The organism is Camelimonas lactis, assembly GCF_004342915.1.
Lineage (GTDB): Bacteria > Pseudomonadota > Alphaproteobacteria > Rhizobiales > Beijerinckiaceae > Camelimonas > Camelimonas lactis.
In genome coordinates, this window is sequence record NZ_SLWL01000008.1 from 149,702 (window position 1) to 173,734 (window position 24,033).

22 protein-coding genes are annotated in these 24,033 nt (G+C 62.5%); 12 read left to right on the forward strand and 10 right to left on the reverse strand.

Features of this window, described 5'->3' with window-relative positions; translation table 11 throughout:
• Positions 1 to 41: 41 nt before the first annotated feature.
• A complete protein-coding gene (locus tag EV666_RS10540; protein WP_132007228.1) occupies positions 42 to 887 on the forward strand; it encodes a formate/nitrite transporter family protein in 846 nt (281 codons plus the stop codon).
• A 61-nt stretch (positions 888 to 948) separates the two neighbouring features.
• Positions 949 to 2,679: a bifunctional protein-serine/threonine kinase/phosphatase gene (locus tag EV666_RS10545; protein WP_132007230.1), complete on the forward strand. Its 1,731-nt coding sequence runs from the start codon at positions 949 to 951 to the stop codon at positions 2,677 to 2,679.
• Positions 2,680 to 2,887: 208 nt separating this feature from the next.
• Here EV666_RS10545 and EV666_RS10550 read toward each other — a convergent pair whose 3' ends face one another.
• The 3 genes from EV666_RS10550 to EV666_RS18640 form a co-directional block, all read right to left on the reverse strand.
• On the reverse strand, positions 2,888 to 4,273 hold the full coding sequence (locus EV666_RS10550) for a hypothetical protein (protein WP_132007233.1): 1,386 nt from the start codon (positions 4,271 to 4,273) through the stop codon (positions 2,888 to 2,890).
• Between the two features lie 203 nt (positions 4,274 to 4,476).
• Positions 4,477 to 4,956, reverse strand: a complete 480-nt coding sequence (locus EV666_RS10555; RefSeq protein ID WP_132007236.1) for a sigma-70 family RNA polymerase sigma factor — start codon at positions 4,954 to 4,956, stop codon at positions 4,477 to 4,479.
• A 725-nt stretch (positions 4,957 to 5,681) separates the two neighbouring features.
• Positions 5,682 to 5,966: a hypothetical protein gene (locus EV666_RS18640; protein ID WP_245514354.1), complete on the reverse strand. Its 285-nt coding sequence runs from the start codon at positions 5,964 to 5,966 to the stop codon at positions 5,682 to 5,684.
• Between EV666_RS18640 and EV666_RS18645 the strand changes: the two genes are divergently transcribed.
• The 5 genes from EV666_RS18645 to EV666_RS10585 all read left to right on the forward strand — a co-directional run bounded on the left by EV666_RS18645 (position 5,965) and on the right by EV666_RS10585 (position 8,401).
• Positions 5,965 to 6,153, forward strand: coding sequence for a hypothetical protein (locus EV666_RS18645; RefSeq protein ID WP_245514355.1), 189 nt, complete (start codon positions 5,965 to 5,967; stop codon positions 6,151 to 6,153). The two genes, EV666_RS18640 and EV666_RS18645, sit on opposite strands and share 2 nt — an antisense overlap.
• Entirely contained in the window at positions 6,150 to 6,740 is a 591-nt protein-coding gene (locus EV666_RS10570) for a hypothetical protein (RefSeq protein WP_132007245.1), read from the forward strand. The genes EV666_RS18645 and EV666_RS10570 overlap by 4 nt, the downstream gene beginning before the upstream one ends.
• Positions 6,741 to 6,838: 98 nt before the next feature.
• Positions 6,839 to 7,330, forward strand: coding sequence for a YciE/YciF ferroxidase family protein (locus EV666_RS10575; protein WP_132007248.1), 492 nt, complete (start codon positions 6,839 to 6,841; stop codon positions 7,328 to 7,330).
• A 39-nt stretch (positions 7,331 to 7,369) separates the two neighbouring features.
• Positions 7,370 to 7,705, forward strand: coding sequence for a hypothetical protein (locus EV666_RS10580; protein WP_132007251.1), 336 nt, complete (start codon positions 7,370 to 7,372; stop codon positions 7,703 to 7,705).
• A 117-nt stretch (positions 7,706 to 7,822) separates the two neighbouring features.
• Complete coding sequence (locus EV666_RS10585; protein ID WP_165909971.1) at positions 7,823 to 8,401, forward strand: HPF/RaiA family ribosome-associated protein; 579 nt, start codon at positions 7,823 to 7,825, stop codon at positions 8,399 to 8,401.
• A 165-nt stretch (positions 8,402 to 8,566) separates the two neighbouring features.
• Here the strand turns inward: EV666_RS10585 and EV666_RS10590 are convergent, their stop codons facing one another.
• On the reverse strand, positions 8,567 to 9,424 hold the full coding sequence (locus EV666_RS10590; protein WP_132007257.1) for a glucose 1-dehydrogenase: 858 nt from the start codon (positions 9,422 to 9,424) through the stop codon (positions 8,567 to 8,569).
• 428 nt (positions 9,425 to 9,852) lie between these two features.
• Positions 9,853 to 10,122 carry a hypothetical protein gene (locus EV666_RS10595; RefSeq protein WP_132007260.1) on the reverse strand — a complete coding sequence of 90 codons (270 nt, stop codon included), beginning with the start codon at positions 10,120 to 10,122 and terminating at the stop codon, positions 9,853 to 9,855.
• A gap of 294 nt (positions 10,123 to 10,416) precedes the next feature.
• Between EV666_RS10595 and EV666_RS10600 the strand changes: the two genes are divergently transcribed.
• The 3 genes from EV666_RS10600 to EV666_RS10610 all read left to right on the forward strand — a co-directional run bounded on the left by EV666_RS10600 (position 10,417) and on the right by EV666_RS10610 (position 16,306).
• Positions 10,417 to 11,817: a short-chain fatty acyl-CoA regulator family protein gene (locus EV666_RS10600; protein ID WP_245514356.1), complete on the forward strand. Its 1,401-nt coding sequence runs from the start codon at positions 10,417 to 10,419 to the stop codon at positions 11,815 to 11,817.
• A 622-nt stretch (positions 11,818 to 12,439) separates the two neighbouring features.
• The gene (locus EV666_RS10605) at positions 12,440 to 15,826 is read left to right on the forward strand and encodes an autotransporter outer membrane beta-barrel domain-containing protein (RefSeq protein WP_132007265.1); all 3,387 of its coding nucleotides are present in this window, start codon (positions 12,440 to 12,442) and stop codon (positions 15,824 to 15,826) included.
• Between the two features lie 33 nt (positions 15,827 to 15,859).
• Positions 15,860 to 16,306, forward strand: coding sequence for a TetR-type transcription factor C-terminal domain-containing protein (locus EV666_RS10610; protein WP_132007268.1), 447 nt, complete (start codon positions 15,860 to 15,862; stop codon positions 16,304 to 16,306).
• Between the two features lie 444 nt (positions 16,307 to 16,750).
• Here the strand turns inward: EV666_RS10610 and EV666_RS10615 are convergent, their stop codons facing one another.
• Both EV666_RS10615 and EV666_RS10620 read right to left on the reverse strand, forming a co-directional pair.
• A complete protein-coding gene (locus EV666_RS10615; protein ID WP_132007271.1) occupies positions 16,751 to 18,373 on the reverse strand; it encodes a thiamine pyrophosphate-binding protein in 1,623 nt (540 codons plus the stop codon).
• Positions 18,374 to 18,378: 5 nt separating this feature from the next.
• Positions 18,379 to 18,795, reverse strand: coding sequence for a hypothetical protein (locus tag EV666_RS10620; RefSeq protein WP_132007274.1), 417 nt, complete (start codon positions 18,793 to 18,795; stop codon positions 18,379 to 18,381).
• Between the two features lie 331 nt (positions 18,796 to 19,126).
• Here EV666_RS10620 and EV666_RS10625 point away from each other — a divergent pair, with 331 nt between their 5' ends.
• Both EV666_RS10625 and EV666_RS10630 read left to right on the forward strand, forming a co-directional pair.
• Positions 19,127 to 19,681 carry an NADPH-dependent FMN reductase gene (locus tag EV666_RS10625; RefSeq protein ID WP_132007277.1) on the forward strand — a complete coding sequence of 185 codons (555 nt, stop codon included), beginning with the start codon at positions 19,127 to 19,129 and terminating at the stop codon, positions 19,679 to 19,681.
• Between the two features lie 589 nt (positions 19,682 to 20,270).
• Positions 20,271 to 21,287, forward strand: a complete 1,017-nt coding sequence (locus tag EV666_RS10630; protein ID WP_165909973.1) for an alpha/beta hydrolase — start codon at positions 20,271 to 20,273, stop codon at positions 21,285 to 21,287.
• A 126-nt stretch (positions 21,288 to 21,413) separates the two neighbouring features.
• On the opposite strand, the gene modC is transcribed toward EV666_RS10630, so the two are convergent.
• From modC to modA, 3 genes are read right to left on the reverse strand one after another with little or no spacing between them, the layout of a single operon-like run.
• Positions 21,414 to 22,523: a molybdenum ABC transporter ATP-binding protein gene (modC, locus tag EV666_RS10635; RefSeq protein WP_132007283.1), complete on the reverse strand. Its 1,110-nt coding sequence runs from the start codon at positions 22,521 to 22,523 to the stop codon at positions 21,414 to 21,416.
• The gene (gene modB / locus EV666_RS10640; RefSeq protein WP_132007286.1) at positions 22,520 to 23,206 is read right to left on the reverse strand and encodes a molybdate ABC transporter permease subunit; all 687 of its coding nucleotides are present in this window, start codon (positions 23,204 to 23,206) and stop codon (positions 22,520 to 22,522) included. The genes modC and modB overlap by 4 nt, the downstream gene beginning before the upstream one ends.
• Positions 23,199 to 23,975: a molybdate ABC transporter substrate-binding protein gene (modA, locus tag EV666_RS10645; protein ID WP_132007289.1), complete on the reverse strand. Its 777-nt coding sequence runs from the start codon at positions 23,973 to 23,975 to the stop codon at positions 23,199 to 23,201. Before modA ends, modB begins: the two co-directional genes overlap by 8 nt.
• Positions 23,976 to 24,033 lie beyond the last annotated feature (58 nt).

Below are 24,033 nucleotides of genomic sequence, written 5' to 3' on the forward strand. Positions count from 1 at the left end.
GGCGGCCGCGCGCGGCGCGGCCGGCCCCGAAAGGACGCACCATGTCGTACCTGCCCCCGACCGAATACGTCGCCAAGATGGTGGATGCTGGCGAATCCAAGATTTTCATGTCGACGCGCGACACGGTGATCCGCGCCTTCATGGCCGGCGCGATCCTGTCGCTGGCCGCTGCCTTCGCTGTCACAATCAATGTGCACACGGGGCAGCCGCTCGCCGGCGCCATCCTGTTCCCCGTCGGCTTCTGTCTGCTCTATCTGATGGGTTTTGACCTGCTTACCGGCGTGCTCATGCTGTCGCCGCTCGCCCTCATCGACCGGCGCCCCGGCGTGACCTGGGGCGGCGTGTTGCGGAACTGGGGGCTGGTCTTCCTCGGCAATTTCGCCGGCGCCCTCACCGTGGCGCTGATGATGGCGGTGATTTTCACCTATGGCTTCACCCAGGCGCCCGACGCCGTGGGCCAGAAGATCGGCGTCATTGGCGAAGGACGGACCGTGGGCTACGCAGCCCACGGCGCCGCCGGCATGCTGACGTTGTTCATTCGCGGCGTGCTGTGCAACTGGATGGTCGCGACCGGCGTTGTCGGCGCCATGATGTCAACGTCGGTTTCCGGCAAGGTCATCGCCATGTGGATGCCGATCATGCTGTTTTTCTACATGGGCTTCGAACATTCCGTCGTTAACATGTTCCTGTTTCCGTCAGGGCTTCTGCTCGGCGGCCATTTCTCCGTCATGGATTACCTCATCTGGAATGAAATCCCGACCGTGCTGGGCAATCTTGTCGGGGGGCTCACCTTCGTCGGGCTCACGCTTTATACAACGCACGTGCGCACTGGCGCGAAGCGCGCGCCCCGGATGAACCTCCGCCCCGGCGCCGTGCCTGCTGAATAAACAGCTTTCCGCAAGCCGTAATCTTCCCGCCGATCCGGCGGGAAGACCCATGGGAGCGCCCATGCCCCTTGCGATATCGATTGGCCAGCACTCGGACAGGGGCCGGAAGGAGATCAATCAGGATTTCCATGGCGCGCTCATTCCTGCCGGCGCCGCCCTGGCGATGAAAGGCGTGGCCATTGCCATTGCCGACGGCATCAGCAGCAGCCCGGTTAGCGGCATCGCGGCTGAGGCGGCGATCCGTAGCTTCCTGACCGACTATTACTGCACATCCGACGCCTGGACGGTGAAAACCTCGGCCCGACGCGTCATCACCGCGACCAATGCGTGGCTCAACGCCGAAACCCGTCGACACGCCGACGTGGGCGACGCCGACCGGGGCCACGTTTGCTCGTTCTCCGCAATGGTGCTGAAAGGGCGCCAGGCGCACATTTTTCACGTGGGCGATTGCCGTATCGGCCGCCTGCATGGCAAATCGCTGGAGCCGCTGACTGAAGAGCACCGGCTTGTCGTTTCGTCGCGGCACAGTTACCTGGCCCGCGCCCTTGGCGCCCGCCCTGACGTCGAGATCGACTATCGCGTCACGGACCTGCACGTGGGCGACGTGTTTGTGCTGTCCAGCGACGGCGTGCATGAGCATGTAACGGGCGAGGATATCGCCGCTACGCTCGCGGCTCATCCTGACGATCTGGACGCCGCGGCCCGCGCCCTCGTCGGCGCGGCGCTTGCCGCGGGCAGCGGCGACAATCTGACCGTGCAAATCATCCGCATCGAGAGCCTGCCGGACAGCGACGCCGACGACTGGCTTGCGGACGCAGCCCTGGAGCCGGCCGCGCCGCCGGAACCCGGCGCGCTGCTCGATGGCTACCGCATCATACGCGCGCTTCACGTCAGCCACCGCAGCCACGTTTTTCTCGCCACCGACCCCGACACGGGCGAACCGGTCGCCATCAAAACCGCCGCGACGGAAATGCGGGGCGATGCGCTCGCCCTGAGGCGGCTGATGATGGAGGAATGGATTGCGCGACGGCTGAAAAGCCCGCACGTCATGAAAGCAGCGCCCCGTCGGCGGCGCAGCGGTGTTTACGTGGCGGCGGAATATGTGGACGGTCAGACCCTCGCCCAGTGGATGGTGGACCACCCCAAGCCGGACCTGGCGACCATTCGCGATATCGCGGCGCAGATCGCCGGGGGGCTGCGCGCGTTCCATCGCGCCGAAATGGTGCATCAGGATCTGCGGCCGCAAAATATCATGATCGACCGCTTTGGCGCGGTGAAACTGATTGATTTCGGCGCCACCCGGGTCGCTGGCGTAGTGGAAGCAATCCCCATAGCGTGGGAACAGATCCCCGGAACGGTCCAGTACACGGCGCCGGAATACTTTCTCGGTGAACAGGGAGACGGCAGGGCGGACGTGTTTTCCCTCGGCGTCATCGTCTACCAGATGCTGACCGGGCGTCTGCCATATGGGGCGGATGTTGCAAAAACACGCACCCGTCTGCAGCAGGCCCGGCTTGTCTATACCCCAGCCATAGAAGTGCGCCCGGACGCGCCGCCATGGTTCGATCTTGCAATCCGCAAGGCGACGCATCCCAATCCCTGGAAACGGCATCAGGACGCTGACGAATTTATCCACGACCTGCGGCGCCCAAACCCGGATCTGCCTGGCGCCGCCCGTTCGCCGCTGATCCGGCGGCATCCGGCCAGGTTCTGGCAGGGCGTCTCCGCCGGCCTTGCAGCCATCGTCGTCGTGCTCCTGTGGCGCCTCTCCCGCGTCGGTGACTTTTTCTGACGCGGCGCAGCGGGCTTTCCAGCCTGCAGGCCGCCCGTGTCTGTCAAGGTTATCTGGCGGCGCCGGGCCCATCAACGACGCTACACCGGCTTGCAAGAACCAGGCGCCGGTTCGCCGGGAGCGGCTCGCAGACACGAGGCTACGTGGCCGGAACGCGGAACGGAGGGGATGGTCCCCTCCGTTTGCTGGTTTTGCATCTGCGGTCCGGTCAACGGCGGTGGTCCCAGCCGCGGCGCGAGGCTTCAGAGTGGCCCTCGGGATCACCGAACCAGCCGCCGTGACCGCGCCCGCGGTCGTCATCCCGGTCGCGGGCTGAATAGCGGCGATCGTCGTCATCGTAACGGCTTGCAGAGCGGCTGCGCCCCCGCCGATACTCATCATCGTCATCACGGCGGTGGTCCCAGCCACGGCGGGAGGCCTCCGAATGTCCCTCAGCATCGCCGAACCAGCCGCCGTGACCACGGTCGCGGCCATAGTCATCATCCCGGCTGCGGGACGAATAACGGCGATCATCGTCGTCGTAGCGGCTATAGGCGCGTCCACGGCCACGCCCGTTGTCGTCGTCATCGCGGCGGTGGTCCCAGCCACGGCGCGAGGCTTCGGCGTGACCTTCCGGGTCGCCGAACCAGCCGCCCTGGCCCCGGTCGCGGGCCGAATAGCGGCGATCGTCGTCATCGTCGCGTCCACGGGCGGAATAACGGCGATCGTCATCGTCATGGCGGCCCGCAGCCCGGCCAGGGCCGCGCTCGTCGCGCCGCTCATCCCAGCCGCGACGCGAGGCCTCGGAGTGCCCCTCCCGGTCGCCAAACCAGCCGCCATGACCACGATCACGCGCGGAATAGCGCCGGTCGTCGTCATCGTCGCGACGGCGGTAAGCCTGGCTGCGATCGCGATCACCGCCCCGGGGGCCGTCATCGCTCATGAAACGCCCCTGGTCGTCGCGTTCGGGCATGTTTCTCATCCTGGCCATTTTTTCCTCCATATCCAGATTGAGGCAGAGAAGGTGTGGTTTGTCCGCGCGCCCTTCAGGAGGCGCCTTGAGGCAGGCGTCGATGCGCCTGGCCAGGGCAGCGGGCTCGACGCCGGCCGCCCTGATTCTGGCGAGGAGGCCGCTGTCGGCCTTTTCCTCGCGTCCGGTCATGTCCGTGATCAGCCGCGTCGCAAGTTTCAGACGGGCCGCAGCCGTTTCATCATCTTCTTCGGCGAGCAGGATCGACACCAGGTCGGTCTCGATGGCGGCTGCGATGATATCGTCGCCATCGACGCTGTCCTTGCCGTTCGCCGGCTTGTCGTCCGCGGGCCTGGCTCTGACGGCGCCGAAGAGCGCCGCGTGCAAGGCAACGTGGTGGCGCCAGACCTGGGAAAGCGTCTCCAGATCGTCAGCGACGTCATTTTTCTGCGAAGATTTTGCGATTTTCCCGCATAGCTCCCGCAATTCTTCATGATGTTGCTTCAGAAGTTGATAGCCATCCTGCATATCACCGGAGCGCTCCGCTGATTTTTCGGCTGCCTCCTTGCCACTTTGCGACGTATCGCCGGCTTTCTGTTCGTCCTCCGGGTTGGTTTGGGGTGTCGGTCTAGTCTCGCGCGCCATGATGCGACCTCCATATGTTGGGGCAACGTGGACGGATGAACCTGATGAACACACCGTGGGCGCCGATGTTCCTGAATATTATTTTTTATATTTCAGTATTAAAAATTATATATGAAACACGCTGGATTTCTGTGGTATATATTTGTGGTTTGCTAATAATTTATCATTATGTTCAGCTGAAACCGGCGTGTGCGTCGATTTCCTCAGGGGAGGCTGGCGCGAAGCAGGCCTCTTGCCCGGTTAACGCGACTTTTGATGGTGCCGATGTCGCAGTGCAGGATTTCCGCAGCAGCCCCATAACTTTCGCCCAGGACCCCGATCAATACGACCGCGTCGCGATAGTGCGCGGGCATCCTGTCAAGGACGACGGCCAGTTCATTCTGGCGCAATTTCCATTCCTGCGGCGCCTCCACCCTGGGTTCGGATGATACGCTGTATTCCTGTCCCGCCGTTTCAAGGTTGCGTTTTCGGATATTGTTGAGGAATGCGTTCCGCATGATCGTCAACAACCAGGCGCGCATGTATGTTCCTGGCTTGTAGCGATGTAAATTTTCAATAGCTCTCAGTATTGTTTGCTGGAAAAGATCCTCGGCGTCCGCCCTGTTGGTGCATAGCGATCGCGAGAATGCGCGCAGTTCAGGGCTATACGTCAGTATCTGCCCGGGCGTGGCGAAATTCGGCATGGCTGCCTGCTCCCATCTTGATCTGATCCAGGAGTTCCTGCTCCCGGAACACTGGCGCCTCTCAGGAACCGGACGAAGGCTCATCCATGCGTGGGGCGCTGCGCCCTGGCTGGGCGGAAACCTCTGGTTTTGGTTCCGCCGTTCCGTGCGCGGCAATACCAATCAGTGTCGATTCCCTGCTGGGGTAAGGCCCAAGCACGGGTTGGCCGTCATCGGTGAGCGCCCACCATCCCGGGGGAACTCCGAAGCGTTCGGCCTGCTCATCGCTGAGTTGCCGGGGGTATAATTGCATCTTGCCTTCCCGTCCCATGGCCGCTTTTCCGGGCCATGTTCGCGGTTCCCGTCAAAATGGCTGCAAGGCCGCAGCAGTTTCCCGCTTTGGCGCAGCCCCGCTTGCTGACCGGACGCCGCCTGCATGTCTGGTGAATGGCTCCCGGCTGCCTGAACGGCTACGCAAATGCGCCGGGTTGACTGGATAAGCGGTGGGGAAAGGCAAAGTTCCCGTGTCAATTCTGACCATTTCGCGTTCGAATTGGGTCGCGACCGTGTTGTCCGCCGCCGGGCCGCGACAGCTCCGCGCTTTCCCGCCTCTCTGGCGCGCGCAATCTCCCCGCGGATATGTGCGAACCAAAGCCTGCCGATGTTTCGGGCGCCGTGATTGCTTTTGGAATCCACCGACTCGACTTGTGAAAAATGCCGGGCTTCCTGGAAAATTATCGGCGAGGTCAGATGATTTTATACAATTCATATGCGTTAAAACAGCATGAGCGATAGCTAAAATAATATCGATCGGGAACATCTCGGGATAGCTGGTGTTCATTTCCCATTCTCTCCGAAAGAAGGGATGCCTCAATGCGACAGCAGATGCTTTTTGCAGTAATTTTGTGTGCTTTTGCAGCGCCGGTTGCTGCGCAAACAGCGCCAGCCAATCCAAAGCCCGAAACACCCGCGATCGATAACCGCAAGACATCGCCGCTGGCGCCGGCAAAGGGTGAAAACAGCTTTACCATGGCGCAGGCCAAATCCCGGATCGAGGCGGGCGGGTTCACGGACGTGAACGGCCTGGCCAAAGACAGGGATGGCGTCTGGCGCGGCAAGGCCATGAAGGACGGCGCGACGCATGATGTGGCGCTGGACTACCAGGGCAAGCTGTTCGCCAGGCCAGTCGCCGGCGAACCACAGGGAGGCAGCCGATGACCACCGTTACGGCACTTTTCGATACGCATGGGCAGGCGCTGGCCGCTGCTGACAGGCTCGCCGCGATTGGCGTCGCCCGTGATGACATCAGCCTGGTCGCGAGTAATGCGGATGGCTGGTATGAGCCCGAAAACCACGTCGCGGAAGGGGCGGCGACCGGCGTGGGGGTAGGCGCGGCGCTCGGGGGAGCGGGCGGCTTGCTGGCCGGCCTCGGGCTGATGGCCATTCCCGGCATCGGTCCCGTGGTGGCTGCTGGCTGGCTGGCCGCAACCGGGGCCGGCGCGCTTGCGGGCGCCGCCGCTGGCGGCGCGGCTGGCGGCGTCGTTGGCGCGCTGATGGGCGAGGGCGTGCCGGAGCGTGACGCCCATGTCTATGCCGAGGGCGTCCGGCGCGGCGGAACCATTTTGTCCGCGCGCGTTGACGAAGCCCGCGCCGTGGAAGCGCAAACCATTCTGGACCAGGCGGCGGCGGTGGAGATCGCTGAACGTGAGGAACTCTATCGCAAGGAAGGCTGGACAGGGTTTGACCCGAACGCCCGGCCTTACGTCGCTGACACGGCGACCGACCGGTCCCGGCCGGGCGCATAGTCCGTCAACGACGTGGACCGTGTCCGTTCAAAAACCCGGAAAGTTCGCGCCGATGACTTGCGCGGGCAATTGTGCGGTCATTTCAGCGGGAGGCTGTGATGAAAGACAAGAACCTGGAAGATCTGTTTCACGACACCCTCAAGGATATTTATTACGCAGAGCGGAAAATTCTGCGCTCCCTGCCGAAAATGGCGCGGGGCGCTCACTCGCCGCAATTGCGCAAGGCGTTCGAAACCCATCGTGAGGAAACCCAGGGGCATATCGAACGTCTGCAAAACGTCTTCGAGATTATTGGCAGGAATCCGCGCGGCAAGACCTGCCCCGCGATCGACGGCATTATCGAGGAAGCGGAAGAACTTATGGAGGAATACAAGGGCTCCCGCGCCCTTGACGCCGGCCTGATTTCATCGGCTCAGGCTGTCGAGCATTATGAGATCACCCGTTACGGAACCCTGCGGCGCTGGGCTCAGGAACTCGGGTTGACCGATGCGGAGGGGTTGCTGCAGCAGACCCTCGATGAGGAAGCGAAAACTGACGCAATCCTGACCCAGATTGCTGAAACCGGACCCAACCCGGAGGCTGCGCCGTGATCCCGTTTGCTGCCGTTTCAACCCGGCGAGGAGGAGCAGATGACGACTGATGGTGACCAGCGCCATCCGGTTGCTGAGGGGCGCCGGAAGGCGCAGCCCGGCGGCGCCGGCGACGAACCCGATCCCGGCGCTGCGCCAGAGCCAGACGGCGTCCCCGACATCGCGGAGGCTGATCTGGACGCCGTCGTCAGCGGCGACATCCTGCCTGACAGCGCGCCGCCTGATGCGGGTCTGCCCGGAGAAATGGGCGACGCGCCTGAGGAGGAGGACGACAATCCCTGTCAGCACAGCGATGAGGCGCTGCCAGACGACATTGAGGAAGCAGTGATCCGTCGCAATCCTTCGCGCGAGGGCGGGCTGTTCGACGAGGTGTGAGGCGCGTGTCCGCGCGCGGACGCCTTGCCTGAGGACAGCGCGTCCCCATGTGAGAAAAGGGGGATGGCTTCGCGCCAGCCCCTGCGGAAGGAAGTCAGTACATTCTGGAGGACTGCCATGCAGAGATCGTTGCAGATCGCTTTTCGGGGAATGGACAGTTCGCCGGCGCTTGAGGCGCTGGCCCGGGAACGCGTCCGCCGTCTTGAAGGACAGTTTCCCCGGCTGACCGGCTGCAGGGTCGTGATTGAGGCGCCCCACCGGGGCGCCGAGGCAGCGAAAACGGCGATCGCCGTGTCGGTTGAAGCAGATGTGCCAGGCCGCGGGCCTGTGATTGGCAAGGATGAACAGGAGCGCCGGGAAGCCAAAAATGATCATACGGCGGCCCTGAACAATGCCTTCGAGGCAGTCGAGCGGCAGCTCGGCAAGATCGCCAGCCTGCGCAATAACCCGCCGGCTCCTCACGCGGCAGAAGGACAATCCGGCGTGGTTGTGCGGCTGTTTCCGGCTGAGGAATATGGGTTTGTTGAAATCGATAACGCTCCGGAGCTTCATTTCACGCGCAATGCTGTCGTCGGCGGGAAGTTCGATGAACTGACGACGGGCATGATGGTGCTGGTGACGGTCGCCGCCACGGAGGGCCCCATGGGGCCACAAGCGGCCTCGGTGCGCCTGCTTGATCGCAGCAAGGCGCCCTGAATCCCACGCAATTGCCGCCGGCTTCGCTAACGCCCTGTCACGTAAACAGGCAGGGCCCGGCGCGTTGCCTGACGCCTGAACACGGTGGCCTTCCATATGGACCCGGTGAGGGGGTATCGCTTTCCCTGCCCCCAGGGCGCCTGCCGTTGCCGGCGGCGTCGGGCTTCAGATCATGGGCATTCCGCCGGTGACAGCGATCGTGGCGCCGGAGATGTAACTGGCCCGTGGCTCCGCAAGCATGACGTAGGCGGCCGCAAGTTCCGCCGGCTGGGCCGGGCGGCCCATGGGATAATTCTGCCCGAACGTCTGCACGTCTTCAGCAGACATGGTCGCGGGTATCAACGGGGTCCAGACCGGGCCCGGCGCCACGGCGTTGACGCGGATTCCACGTTTTGCCAGGAGCTGGGCGAGGCCCACGGTGAAGTTAAGAATGGCCCCCTTGGTCGTAGCGTACGCCAACAGGCTGGGATTGGGGCGGTCAGCGTTGATCGACGTTGTATTGATAATGACGCCGCCACGCGGCATGTGCGGCGCCACCGCCTTGCACAGGCAGAACATGGCGTGGACATTCACGTCAAAAGTGCGCCGCCATTCTTCCTCCGGAATGTCCTCCAGTTCCTGGAACTGGGCCTGATGGCCAGCGTTGTTGACCAGAATATCCACTGCGCCGAGTTTCTCGCGCACGGTGTCGGCCAACGTCTGGCAATGACGCGGATCGGCTATGTCTCCGGCAATCGTCTGGCAACGCTGGCCGGCCTCCTCCACAAGCTGGGCCGTTGAAGCCGCGTCCGCGTCCTCGTTGAGGTAGGCGAGCGCCACATCCGCGCCTTCGCGGGCAAAAGCGATGGCGACCGCGCGGCCGATGCCGCTATCGCCGCCGGTAATCAGCGCCACCTTGCCTTCAAGCCTGCCGGAGCCCCGCCAGGTTTCCTCGCCGTGGTCCGGGATTGGGTCCATGCCGGCCAGCCGGCCCGGGGGCGTTTGCGTTTGTTTGGGGAAGGGGGGATGGGGGTAATCTTTCATCACAAAGCTCCGTTGATGGGTACATGCGGACCGGTCGGCGCGCGCCCTTATTTGCCGGGACCGCCCGCCTGCCCACTCTCCGGAGCCGGCGCGCAGGCGATCAGTGTTTCGCCGCCGCGTGTGGCCTTCGCGGCCTTGCGTCCAGATATTCCTGGCGGTCCGGCCTGGCTTTCGGCGGCTTGCGACCGGTTTCATCGACCTGCTCCGTATCGAGCGGAGCGGTCGCGTGCTTCCCGGGCGCCGGGGGGCGGCTGCGGGGTTCGGTCCTGGGCGGTTTGTCGTGCGCAGGCATTTTGGCCCTCCTGCCGGGCTGGAAAGCTCAGGCCCGGCGATCAGAAATTGGAAAGATGCGGACGGGGAACAGCCAATGTCCGTTCCATTGCGGTCTGGCGTCTTGCCGGCGCGCCGACAGACGGGCCTCGCCGCTGTCATTTTGCCTGGGCGCTTCCCAAGGTCGACCAGCGCATGATCCTTGCCCGTTGCGCCCTGGCATAGTTGGCCAGCAACGCCACATGAAGCATGGGCGTTTGATCGTCGTGACGCCGGGAATGTGCGGCGGTTGGCCTTGTGGCGGCCTTAGGTTCGGGCTCGGGATCGGCCATATGGTCCTCCAGTATCATGTCCTGCGCTATCGCACGCCTGTGCATGGAAAATTCATGGCGAACGCGAAGGTTCCGCTTGGTAAATAACAAATTCATCAGGTAAATTCACCCGGCGACCATGATAAGAATAAATGCAATGGATATGTATAAAATTATCCTTTATTGGAACGATGCATCGCGCAACGGGTTTTTCGGCGGAATTCAGACCCGGATAAATATACAGATGAAGGATGAATTTATTCGGCGGCCAGGCCGGCGCCTGCGGCGCCGGGCTGACGTTTTCGGGTTTGCCACAGGCGTGGTGTTGATGCGCCCCCAGGCGCGGGCGTTCACAGGTGTTTGCGGGGAGGCGAGGGGCGCGTACAAAAGCTCCAGATCCGGATGGGGCTGATGCGTAAAATCTACATGGGCGTGCGCCTGCGGCGACTGCGTGAGGAACGGAGCCTGAAGCAGGTCGAACTAGCGGCGCTGCTGGGCATTTCCCCCAGTTACCTCAATCAGATCGAGCGGAACCAACGACCGCTGACCGTTTCAGTCCTTTTGCGCATCAACGCCATTTTCGGCGTCGACGTGCAGCTTCTCTCCGAAGATGGGGAAGGGCGGTTGATCACCGAGCTGCGCGATGTCGTGTCCGACGGCGCCGAAACCATTTCCCTTGCGGAAATTCGCGAGCTGGCGATGAACATGCCGGCGGTGGGACGGACGCTGGTCGCCCTGCACCGCCGTTACCGCGAGGCGGTTGAACAAAGCGAGGCCCTCGCCGCCCAGCTGGGTGATGAATGGATCGCCGGCGGCCCGGCGCGGGCGCCTTTTGAGCAGGTGCGCGATTTCTTTTACGCCCGCCGCAACCACGTGGCGCCGCTGGATGAGGCGGCCGAGCGACTTTATCGCGACGCCGGGCTTGGGCCCCTGTCGGTGCATCCGGGGCTGGCGGCCTGGCTGCGCGAACGACACGGCGTTGCGGTCGTGGTGACAGGCAGCGACGATGACCAGCGCCGGTTCGATCCCGAATCCCGGACCCTGTTTATCTCCGCGGACCTCAAGCTTGGCCAGCAGGCGTTCCAGATGGCCGCGCAGATCGCGGTGCTCGAACTGGGCCCGGTGATCGACCGCCTGACCGATGATCCTGTCCTGGCCAGCCCCGATGCACGGCGTCTGGCGCGGGTGGGGCTGGCCAATTATTTCGCTGGCGCGCTTGTCCTGCCTTATCGAGAATTCCTGACGGCGGCCGAGGCCGAGGCTTACGATATTGAGAAGCTGGGCCGGCGCTATGGCGTTGGCTTCGAAACCGTGTGCCACCGTTTGTCGACGCTGCAGCGGCCCGGCGCCCGCGGCGTGCCGTTCTTCTTCGTGCGGGTCGACCGGGCCGGCAATATTTCCAAGCGGCAATCCGCCACCGATTTTCATTTTTCCCGCGTCGGCGGCAGTTGCCCGCTGTGGAACGTCTATGAAGCCTTCACCCAGCCCGGCCGGGTGCTGACCCAGATCGCCCGCATGCCGGATGGCCGCGCCTATCTGTGGATCGCCCGCACGGTAGGGCGCGGCGTCGCCGGCTTCGGGGCGCCTGGCAAGACATTCGCAGTCGGCATCGGCTGCGATATCCGCCACGCCAGCCGCCTGATCTATGCGCGGGGTCTTGATCTCAACGACCCTGAAGCGGCGACGCCGATTGGGGCCGGTTGCAAGGTTTGCGAGCGCCCCGCATGTCCCCAGCGCGCTTTCCCGCCCGTGGGCCGGAGGCTGGCGGTGGATGAAAACCGCAGCGCGCTCGCGCCCTATCCGGTGGCCTGAGCGTGAGCCTGACGCCGCCCGCCTGCACCATCCGACGTCGTCGCGCCGCGAGGGCGCCGTCCGCCGCTCACGGCAAGCAGTATCCGCCCGGCGACTGGCTTGGACGTGCAGCGAATTAACCGGGCTATCGTTCCAAAGTATGCGATTTCAGGCCGGGGGTAGATGACCGGGTTACGCGGGCTGCAACTCCGGCGTCACGGCAGGGCGATCGCCATCAATGGCAAAGTCCGCTTTACTGACATGCGGGCGCGTAAACCCTGGCAAAGTCGCAGTTCTTGGGGACGTTGTGCTCAAGGTCATCGCGCGGGTTGGCCGATCAGATTCCGCCAATCACACCCGCTTGATTATAGTAACATTACCAGATGTGTCGTCTGCGCGCGCGGGCGGATAATGCTATCCGTATTGGCGTGCTGACGGACCTTTCCGGCCCGCGGCCCGCACCCGGACAACGCCGGGACGTCAATGGGGCTGGAGTAGCGCGGCGCCAGACTGCATTGATGATGTCACCGAAAATTGAATGGGGAAGTTTCTCCATTATTGATTAGATTTGGTGATGATCTATCCCGCTTTTATTCGGGGCCCGGGCTGACATCTGTCTGAGTCATGAATTGGAAGGGCAAAGATGACACGTGTCAGCCAATGCTTTGGTGTGTCCCTGGGGAAGGGAGGCCGGAGCATTCCGGTCACCACGATCTTCGCCACCCTTGCATCCCTGATCCCGGCTTCTGTTTACGCCCAGAGCGTATATGGGCCGAGCCCGCCGACGATCACGTCGACGATCAATGTCCCGACAGGCGCCGCAACGATCGTGGGATCGACCACCGTACAGGTCGGGGGAACTGACAACGCCAGCAATGTCACGGGCGGGACACTCACCCTGGACAGTCTGGCCGGGCCGTCTCCGGGCGGCATCCTTATCCAGACTCTGAACGGCAATGCCCTTCAGGTGTCTTCTGGCTCCATTACAGCTTCGCAAGGCAACGTTACTCTGCTTACCCAGGGAGGGCATGGCGTTCTCGCGAATGGCGCCGCCAGCAGCGCCGCCCTGAACGGCCTCACAATTTCCACGACGGGCGCCGGGGCAGGGCTCGCCGCGATCGGCGGCGCAATTGAGGCCAGCAATGTCGCGATCAGCAACACCGGCGCGGCAAGTGCAAACGCGTCTGCCGGTCACGGCGCTGTTGCTGAAACAGGCGGCCTGATCAATCTGCATGGCGGCGTCAGCATCGCCACCGGGGCTTTCAATGCCGTCGGATTGGGGGCGTCCGGAGCGGGCAGCCGGGTCGTCGCTGATGCGCTCATTCCTGTGGCGATGAACGGACGCGGGGCCATGGGGGTGTACCTCCATGACGGCGGGCAGGTGACGCTGCTGCCTGGCTCCGTAATCAATCTCAACGGAACCAGCAGCATCGGTGTCTCGGTGGACAATACCATTGTGCCGGTGGGTGCGATTGGCAGCGGTCTCACGTTGAACTTCAACGCGACGGGCGTGTCTGGCCAGGCGGGCGGAACGGGCGTAGCTGCTTTCAACAACGGGCAGATTACGCTCGATAATCTGACAGTGAACGGCTCCAACGCAGGAGCTGGCGCCTGGGCGCGGGCAGGTAGCCGCATTACATTGACGGGCCGCAGCGTCATCAACATCAATTCTGAGCAGAACCCGACCTCGTACACACTGGCGACGGCCAATCTTGTCACCCCTAACGGGCCGGTTGGGTCAATCTTCTCGGTAACCAGCGCCATTCCCGTTAGTGGACTTCTTTCGCGAGGCGCCGGCGCCGTCATCACCAGCACAGGAACCACCATCAATGTGTCGACCGGCAATGGCGCCGCGGGCGTCGATGCCGGAAACGACGGTCTTGTCGACATGACCGACAACACCATCACCACCACTGGCTCCAGCTCGTTCGGCGTGAGGGTCGATTCCAGTGGCGTTGTTCTGGGGCGGGGTTCCCGAATCACCACGTCGGGTGGAGGGGCGGCTCTCTTCATCAATGGCGGCGTTGGTCTGATCGATCTGACTAATACAACCTCGCTTGCAACTGGCGCGGGAACCGCCGGCCTCGTCTCCCTCAACCTTACGCCCGGCGCCGCCAATACGGTCAACCTGACCGGCGGCAGTCTGGTGAGCTCTGCTGATACGGCGGTCGTGGCGCAAGGCCCGCTAAACCTGACTGCAAGTGGCGCGACCATAACCGGCGGCGGTGGTTTCGTTCTCGAAGTCTTCGACAATTATGCGGACTTCCAGCCAACGGCCGTGCAGTTCGACGCGTCAAATGGAAGCCGGTTGACAGGCGACGCGAGGGTGGGGCCGCTGAGCACCGCGAACATCAACTTGAAGACAGGGTCCAGCTGGACAGGCGCAGCCTTTGATGTGACGAACGTGAGCGTTGACACAACGAGCCGCTGGACAGTGACCGGCAGTTCGACCGTCACACGGGACACCGCCAACGCCGGTGTGATCCAGTTCACGCCCCCCACTGGCGACCCGACCCTGCTGGCGAGCTACAAGACGCTCACGACACAGAACTATATCGGCGCGGGCGGACAAATCGGCCTCAACACCTATCTCGGCGCCGATGGATCGCCCTCAGATCGCCTGGTTATCAATGGCGGACTCGCTTCGGGAAATTCACCTCTGCTGGTCGCAAACACGGCCGGCCCTGGCGACCTGACCATTGGAAACGGCATCCTCGTGGTCGAGACGATCGCCAACGGCTCAACGTTGCCCGGCGTCTTTACCTTGGGACGTCCGGTGCTCGCTGGCCCCTACGAATATTCACTTTATCGCGGCAGCGTTGACGCCACGGGTCCGCAGAACTGGTACCTGCGCTCTGCTCTTCGGCCAGTTCCACCTGACCCCCCAGTGCCGCCGGATCCCCCTGTGCCTCCCACGCCGCCGACCCCGACGCCCCAGCCCCCGTCGCCAGTTCCGGACTATCGCCGCGAGACGTCTCTTTATTCCGCGCTGCCGGCTATGGGCCTGATTTATGGACGGACCATCATCGACAGCCTGCATGAACGTATGGGAGAAACGCGCCCTCAGGTATCTGCCCCGGTCACGGAAGAGCGCACAATCTGGTGCAAAAACCCTGAGAAGAGCTATCGTTGCACGACAGTTGTGCGGATGCCTGACAGCGCGGTGGCGGCAAGCCGCTCTTACGTTTCCGCAGGGTGGGCGCGGATAATCGGCGCCCATGGCAATCAGGACGGCGGACCATGGGGCGTCTATCGCAATGGTCCAAATTTCGACTACGATATCTACGCCTTGCAGGCAGGCATTGACCTTTACCGGGCTGTGAATGCTGACGGTAGCCGCGACCATGCTGGCGTTTACGCCGCCGTGGGACGAATTCAGGGCGACGTCAGGCACTTCAACGGCATTCATGCGGGCACGAATACCATCGACGCTTATTCAGTCGGCGCTTACTGGACACATTTTGGCGCATCCGGCTGGTATATTGATGGCGTTGTCCAGGGAACGTGGTTTGACGCGGAGGCGGACTCCCGCCGCCTCATCAAACTGAAGCGCGACGGCTTCGGCTTCGCGGCCTCCATCGAGGGTGGGTATCCGGTTGCGCTCGGTGGCGGCTGGATTGTCGAACCACAGGCGCAACTGATCTACCAGACGCTCACCCAGAAGTCCGGTCATGACGGCGTGGCGCTGGTGCGCTTTTCAGACGCTGACTCCCTTGCGGGCAGGATTGGCGCGCGCCTTGCCAGGGACTGGATTGTTGGTGAGGATGGTCAGCCGCGCAAGATCGCTACCTGGGTCAAGGCCAGCCTCTGGAACGAATTCCTGGGCGATCCCAAGACATCGTTCTCGTCAGCAACGGGAATGATTCCGTTCCGCTCGGATCTGGGTGGAGCATGGGGTGAAGTCAAAGTCGGCGCTGATGCACAGATAGCCGGGAACGCCGCGCTTTATGCCTCGGCGGGCTATTCAATTGGACTCGATGGGCGTTCGCACGCCTACGATGGACGGGTTGGCGTCAAGTTTACGTGGTAGACGTTTCCCCCGAGGGAGCGCGCCAGAAGAACCATCAATCAGGGGCCGTCGCGCCGGCTTGTGTTCCAGGAGTTGAGGACGGATCCTGACTACCGTTCTACCCGCCTGTTCCAGCTCAACCAGGCCTACACCCAGCGCATCGTCGACGTGGTGCGCAGCGCCCAGGAGCGTCACGAATTCAGACGGGAGATTGCGCCTGCCCTGGTCCGCGACATGTTGTTCGGCTGCATGGAACACCGCACCTGGGCGTTCCTTCGGGGGGAAGGTGATTTTGACGCCCCATCCCTCGCGGACGAGATAACCGACCTCATTTGTCGCTCAGGCGCCCTGGCGCGGGCGGCAACCGGCCCCGAAGACGGCGCCCGCCAGCACCTTGACCGGCTGGAACGTGTCGCCGCGCGCCTGGAAGCCGCGACGGCAAGCTTCGAGAACCAGATTCGCTCGACAGGGGAGAAGGACACGATTACCAAGAATAAGTGATTGATATAAATGATATATACGCATCGCTTGACGTCGGCGCAGCCGCGGATGCGCAGCGGAGGATGCAAGTTAAAGTTCCATAAGATATCTTCTGCGAATGCGCTGCGCTGTCCGCTCCGTCGCTGCGACGGTCAAACATCCTGGCGGCGATGCGACTGGCCTCATCTCATAACGGTGTAACGCATCCCCTCCAGCGACAGGCGTTCACCCATCATGAAAAAACGGCAGCGACTGTTGTCGTCGCGATCAAACGTGCGAAACGTCGCCAGGGCGCATCACCGACCTGGGCGAACATCTTTCATGCTCGCAATTCCGTCAGGTCGAACAACCTGCCGGAATTGCATTCGTTTGGCATAAATCACTTACTGTGCTGGATTGCCTGGAAACATCGCCCGTAATCGACGCTTTGGAGACCAGGCCAGCGCATTGCCAGCTGATTGTATGTCAGTGATCGAGCATCGGCATATTGTCCGGGTCGAGCTTTAGATCAATGAGCAACGGCCGCCTGTTGCCCCGGATCGCCTCAACTGCGGCGTCGAGGTCCGCGGCGGAGCGCACGGTGACGCCGGCGGCGCCCATTGCCTCCGCGACCGGCGCGAAATCCGGCCAGTCAAACAACGAAATTGACGGATCCATCTGCTTGCTCCGGAACTGGATGTGCTCGGCGCCATAGCTGCCGTCGTTGCAGAGGATGACAATCAGGTTCGCCCCGGCCCGCACTGCAGAGCTAAACTCGTTCAAGCCGTCCAGCATGAAACCACCGTCGCCTGTCACCAGCAGGGTTTGGCGCCCAGGGTGAGCGAAAGACGCTCCTATGGCTTCTCCAACGCCGAGGCCGATGGTTCCCGTGTTGACCGTATAAACCCACGATTGCGGGTCCTGCACGCTGACGATCCGCCATGCATCGATCAGAAAGCGCCCGGTGTCCGTGACGAGGATACGGTCTGGATCGATCACCTTGTCCAATGTCTGCAGCGCCAGCCTGACGCTGACAGTGCCGGGGCGTCCCTTGTCCGGCAGCGGCGCGTAGGAGAACTCCGCAATGGCTTTGCCCAGCTCCGGCGACCGGTTGCGCGAACCCGGGATCTCCGCCTCGTCAAGCAGACGCACCATTTGCGCCGCAGTTCGACCCGGCTCCCCTACAAGTCCCGCATCTGGAATCGCATGGCGGCCGATATCCGCAGGATCGGAACTGATATGGACAAGCCGCTTGCCGCGCAGGAGGCTTCCCTGTGCGGTTGTATACTGGTTCAGGCTTGCCCCGAATGCGATGATGCAATCGCTGGCCATGATCGCATCTGTCGCGACCGGCGTGCTCAGGGTGCCAAATATGCCCAGATTGAACGGATGACCTGCAAAGGCCCCTTTTGCCTTGAGCGTATGGGCCAGCGGGGCTTCGATGCGGTCTGCGAACGCCTGTATGCCCTGCAGGGCTGATGGATCGCACGCGCCACGTCCGCACAGCACAAGCGGGCGTTTTGCCGAGGCCACGATCCCCACCGCGTTCTCCATACCCGGCCCATCAACCACATATTCCAGCCGGGCCGGCGCGTAAGCCGTGTGCGGGGTATACCCGGCGTCCTGCCACTGAAGATCGGCGGGCATATTGACAACGATGGGGCGTTTTTCGATCCGGGCGCGTCTGAATGCCGTCGCCACGTCTTCTCCAATCGTCTTCGGCGAGCGAAGCTGCACGAATCCGGCGCCCGCGGCCTGGAAGAACTCGCGCTGGTCGATATTCTGGAAGTGGTAACGGTCGACCACTGCGGTGTCCCCGGCGAAGAGAACGATGGGTGTCGAGCCGCGCTGCCCTTCTATCAGGGCGGTCAGGGCATTGGTAATCGCCAGTCCATGGGTAATGGTGGCCACGCCGACTTTGCCAGACGCCTGAGCGTAGCCGATCGCCATCAGGACAGCCCCCCCTTCATTTACAGCCGCCTGGTACTTCGCCTTGCCGCTCTTTATGAAGGTGTCCACCATGTACAGATTGGCATCGCCGATAAGCCCGAACATCACCTCAACGCCCTGATCAAGGATGGCTTGCGCAAGCGCCTGGTATGTTTTCATGGCGTCTATCCTCCTGTTTTATTTGCGGTTTGTCTGGTTTCATGGAACAGGCGAGCTGACCCGGGCATGGCCAGCCAGGCCAGGCATTGTTGTAAATGGAAGCGCAGGCTTGCATCCGCGTCCGACGCGAAGCGTTGCGGCGGCCCATCGGCCAGGCCGATGATCGCAGCCGCGGACACCATTGTCTGCCTCCCTTTGTCGTTGACCATCGTGGCGCAGATAATCTCCGCGCGAAGTGACGCGCCAGCGGTAGCTGCACCTAGCTGCACCACTGGATGGCAAGGTTGGCCGATCTTCATTCCAGCGTCGGCAGCGCCGTGACCGTACTGCTTTTCGGCCATGACCGGGCTGGAGCTGACGATGACAGATATCGTAGCGGCCACCACAACTCCCCTTCCCTTCGGCCCCGGCATATCGCTCACCGATCGCCAGCTGATTATGCACCCACCCCCCGCCCCTGAATGTTATGGTCGCGACAATTCGCCTGAGATGGCGCCGTCAGGCTCCGAAGATCGGATGACACCAGCCCCGTACGACTGCCGCCAGGCAACGTTGCATTATATGCGTTGGACAGGGCAGGTTTTGTGTTTGATGGAAGGTCGTTTCTGCCGCCGGCAGTCGAGATTATCAGGGTGGCGTCATGTGACATTGGGCGCCTGGCATAACGTGGAAATCGATGCGGCTTGATCGCAATCGCGCCAGGTTGGCTGCACTGACCCCGTGAAAGTGACCAGTGAAAGAAGGGAGCCTTCAATGACACGCCTCGTTGGAATCTCGGGCAGCCTGCGGAAGGCCTCATTCAACTCGGGCCTGCTGCGCGCTGCAATGGAAGTGGCCCCGGCTGGCGTGACATTGGTCGCAGGGCGCATCCAGGAAATTCCACTCTACAATGGCGATGATGAGCGTGCGAATGGCATACCCCTGGCGGTGCAGACTCTGAAGCAGCAGCTGACGAATGCCGACGGCTTGCTGCTCTTTACGCCTGAGTACAACAATTCGCTGCCGGGCGTCATGAAGAACGCGATCGACTGGCTGACACGGCCAGCTTCCGATATCGATGCGCTATTTGGCGGCAAACCCGTTGCCGTGTTGGGCGCATCGCCGGGCGGCTTCGGCACAATCCTGGCCCAGAATGCGTGGCTGCCGGTTTTGCGCACCCTGGGGACACGCCCGTGGTTTGAGGGACGCATGATGGTGTCGCGCGCGGGTAATCTCTTCGACGACGACGGCAATCTGACTGATGAAGTCACACGCCAGCGTCTTGGCGCGTTCGTCGAAGGGTTTGCCGCTTTCGCCGCCGCCCGCTGAAAGAGACTGCTTTCGGCGTTACCTGTGGTTACAGGAACGGGGATCAGTATTCATTTAACGGTATTGAAAGTTGCTCCATAATTTATGTTCCGCAAATCGATTGCCTGTTGCCAAACTGATGCGGGGGACGCCCCCCGTGATCCAATGCGCCTCCAGAAGCCCCTGCATGTCGAGGCCCCCACGCCTGTCACATCCTTGAAAAAACCGGTCTGCCGGCTGGCTTCGGGATGGACCTTCTGGTTGGTCCCCATCGCCATGACCGGAACGTCTCCAGTCTGGCGCCGGTTCGCCTTTCGGGGCGAATAATTTTTTCATGACGGGCATCAGCGACGCTCGTCGACGCCGACCCGGTTGGCCAACTTTGGATGGCGCCCGGCCTGAAGGGCGGCTACTTTCGGGTTTCAACAGCGAGGGAGCACGCTTGATAACCGCAGTTTCAAGCAGGTCGGATAGCAGGTCACCAGACCGGGCGGGCTGCCCGGCGGCAGGCCGGCCTGCCCGGGCGCGTGGTATTTTTTCCGCTCTGGCTCTGGCCCTGATTCTTTCTGGATGCGCCACGCGGCCCGGTCCCGACGCGCTCAATCCTGTCGTGGAGAAAGCCCGTGGCAATGCGGAAATTACCGTCCTTGCCGTGACCGACCGGTCGCCGGCGTCAACCCCGCCGTCCGCGTTCGGCGGTGGACGCGGGGCGATCAGCTACGAGCAATTTACGATGCAGGCTGTTGCGTCGGCGCCTGGCGGATATTCCGGCGCGGGTGTTGTTCCGCACAACGGCAATCCGAAGAATTTTGTGACGACGGGGCGGCGCGAGCTCGACCGGACGTCCTTCGAACAGTCCGTCATCCGCTTGCAAAAGAACGCCGACATCACGGTTGTTTTTGTGCATGGATACAACACCAGCTATCAGGAAGCGGTTTTCCGCCTTGCCCAGTTGAGCGTCGGTGCGCGCACCGTGCCGATCCTCTTTTCCTGGCCCTCTCAGGCCGATTTCCGCGGCTATGTCACCGACAGGGACGCCACCACATATGCGCGTGACGATCTCGTTCAGCTGCTCACCCTGTTGACCCGGACGCTCCCCAGGGGACGCATCGCCGTCGTCGGTCACAGCATGGGCGCGTGGCTGGTAATGGAGGCGTTACGCCAGTTGCGTCTGGAAGGCCGGGACAACGTTATCGCGCGCCTTCAGGTGGGCCTTGCTTCTCCTGACATCGACATTGATGTGTTCCGCAAGCAGGCGGCCGTGATCGGCCGGTTGACGCCGCCGCTGACGGTGCTGGTCTCGAAGGACGACCGTGCCCTCGCTGTTTCGAGCCAGATCGCCGGCGGCAACCCGCGCCTCGGTCTGGCCAGCGCTTATGATCCGAAAGTGCAGGAGATCGCCCGTCAGAGTGGAACGCAAATCATCGACATTACCACCCTGCCCGCCACCGACAGCCTCAACCACGACCGCTTCGTCGCCTTTGCCGCGCGCTATGCATCCTCGGCGCGCGACAGCGGGTCTGCCGGCGGCTTCCGGCATGCCGGCGCTTTCCTGCTCGATACCACAGGCAGGATCCTGTCGGCGCCCTTCGAAGGAACGGCGCGGATCATAGCCGGATCGCAATAGGTAATTTGAAGTCGATGCGGGTGACAGATTGAACAAATGGCGATCTTAATTTTGCTTATGCGATATTTACATGTAGCACATCGTTGACAGCAATATATTAACATAACTTAACATATATTATTGGTATCATTTCGCGCATTCCCTGACCAATGCGACGCTTTTTATCTGGGCGTAGAGTTCATTCCCTTCCGCAAGCCTGAGGTTTTCCCACGACAGTCTGGTGACCCGCGCCAGGATCCGGCTTCCGGCGCCGGCCGGCCCAAGCCCGAGCACGGCGACGATCTCATGCTCTGCGGCGGGCGTGGCCGACAGTATCCGCACGGGCAGGGTGTTGAGCACCGTCGTCGCCCGGGGCGCTTCGCGCGCCAGGCTCACGTCGCCGGCGGCAACCGTTATCCGGCGGCGCCCGCCAACAACCGACCGCCGCATAGGCGCGGTGAAGCAGCCGCCGTCCACCGCCAGCATCGCAATTCCATACGCCGGATCATATGCGCTCACGACTGCGTCAAGCGTGACCGCAGCGTCGCGCCGGCTCGCCAGCGGCAGCGCCGGATCGCCCTGCAATTCCCCGAGGGGACCCGCCGCCAGGACCCGTCCTGCGCGCATCAGCACCAGATGATCCGCAAGCTGTTCGATCTCCCGCATATCGTGACTCACATAGATAAACGGCAACGAGAGGCTGTCGTGTAATCGTCTGAGAAACGGCAGGACCTCGTCCCGGGCCTGCGGGTCAAGCGCCGAAAGCGGCTCATCCATCAACAACAGCTGCGGCCGGGACAGAAGCGCGCGCCCGATCGCAACCCGTTGACGTTCGCCGCCGGAGAGCTTGCGCGGCGCGCGATCGAGCAGCTTCTCAAGTCCAAGCAGGGCGACCACTTCATCGAAACCAGCCGGGTCCCCGGGCCTCAGCGGGCTGCGGCCAGGGGCCCCGTAAAGCAGGTTGCCGGTCACCGTAAGATGCGGAAAAAGACCAGGCTCCTGGAAGACGTAGCCGATCGGCCGTTGATGGACAGGGCGGAAGCTGCGGCCTCCGTGCCAGACGTCGCCATTGACCGCGCAATATCCGTCAGCGAGGCGCTGCAGACCGGCGATGCAGCGCAGCACCGTCGTCTTGCCGCATCCCGAGGGCCCGAAGAGCGCCGTTACGCCGTGGGTAGGCGTGGTGAAGGCGGCGTCGAGAACGAAGCCGCCGAACACACCCCTGAAGGCCACGCTGATGAAACTCGACGGGTTCATTCGGCGACGCGCATCAGGCGCTTTCCCGCCAGCATCACGGCGAAGACCACGACAAACGCAAATACAACCATGCCGCCAGCGAGAATACTGGCCTCGCGCCATTGCGAGGTCTCGACATAATCATAGATTGCAACGGACAGCACCCTGGTGGAGCCCGGGATATTGCCGCCAATCATCAGCACCACGCCGAATTCACCGACCGTGTGGGCGAAGCCGAGGACGGCGCCAGTGAGGAAACCCGGCCGCGCCAGCGGAACAGCGACGGTCCAGAAAACGCGACGCGGAGACGCCCGCAACGTCGCCGCCACTTCGAGCGGCCGCTCGCCAATCGCTTCGAAGGCGTTGCGAATTGGCTGGACGACGAACGGCAGCGAGTAGATCACTGAACCAATGACCAACCCCCCGAAGGTAAAGGCAAGGGTGCGGCCTCCCCACAGGGCGGCGATTGCCCCGCCCGGCCCATCCGGACCGAGCGCCACGAGCAGATAAAAGCCGAGCACCGTTGGCGGCAGCACGAGCGGCATGGCGACAACCGCCGCGACTCCCTCCTTCCACCAGGCCTCCGTGCGGGCCAGCCACCATGCCAGCGGCGTCCCGACGAGGAGCAGGATCAGCGTGGTGATCGCGGCCAGTCCAACTGTCAGCCGCACGGCGATCCACACGTCCGGCGGCAATTCATTCATCGTGGCCTCCGTCTGACGCACCGGCGGCGTAGCCATATTTCTCAAGAATGCCGCGCGCGCCGGGGCCCTTCAGAAAGTCCATGAAGGCGGTCGCCGCCTCGTTATCGACGCCGGTTGTGATGAGCACGGCGTCCTGGCGCACCGGCGTATAAATATTCTGGGGTATCTGCCAGCGCGAACCGCTGTTATTGCCGATCAACTGCGATAACGCGACGAAACCCAATTCAGCGTTGCCGGTGTCGATGAACTGGAAAGTCTGAACGACATTGGCGCCACGCACGATTTTCGGCTGCAGTCTGTCATACACCCCGAGCGCCCTGAGTGCTTCCACCGCCGCCGCGCCATAAGGCGCCGCAATCGGGTTAGCAATCGCGAGCCTGCTGAAGCCATTGCCCCTGAGTGTATCCGCCCCGCGCACGAGATCCGGATTTTTGCTCCATAGAACAAGTCTGCCGGTTGCATAGGTGAAGCGGCTGCTGGCCACCCCAAGTCCTTCATCGACAAGCTGTTTTGGACGGTCCTCGTCAGCGGCCAGAAATATCTGGAATGGCGCGTGCTGTTTGATCTGTGTATAGAGCTGGCCAGTTGACCCAAAACTCAGGATGGCGTCGTGACCGGTCTTCGCCCTGAAGGCGGTCGCAATTTCTTTCGCCGCCTCGGTAAAATTGGCCGCGACGGCAACATTGGTTTGCCCGGCGTTGGCGTTGCCAGCGATGGAACTGGTTATGATCACGGCAATTGCCGAAAATATATTCTTAAGTTTTCTCATAATGACCAAACCATCAGGGCATTTTCATCACAACAATTGGCTGCTCTTTCCTCGACAG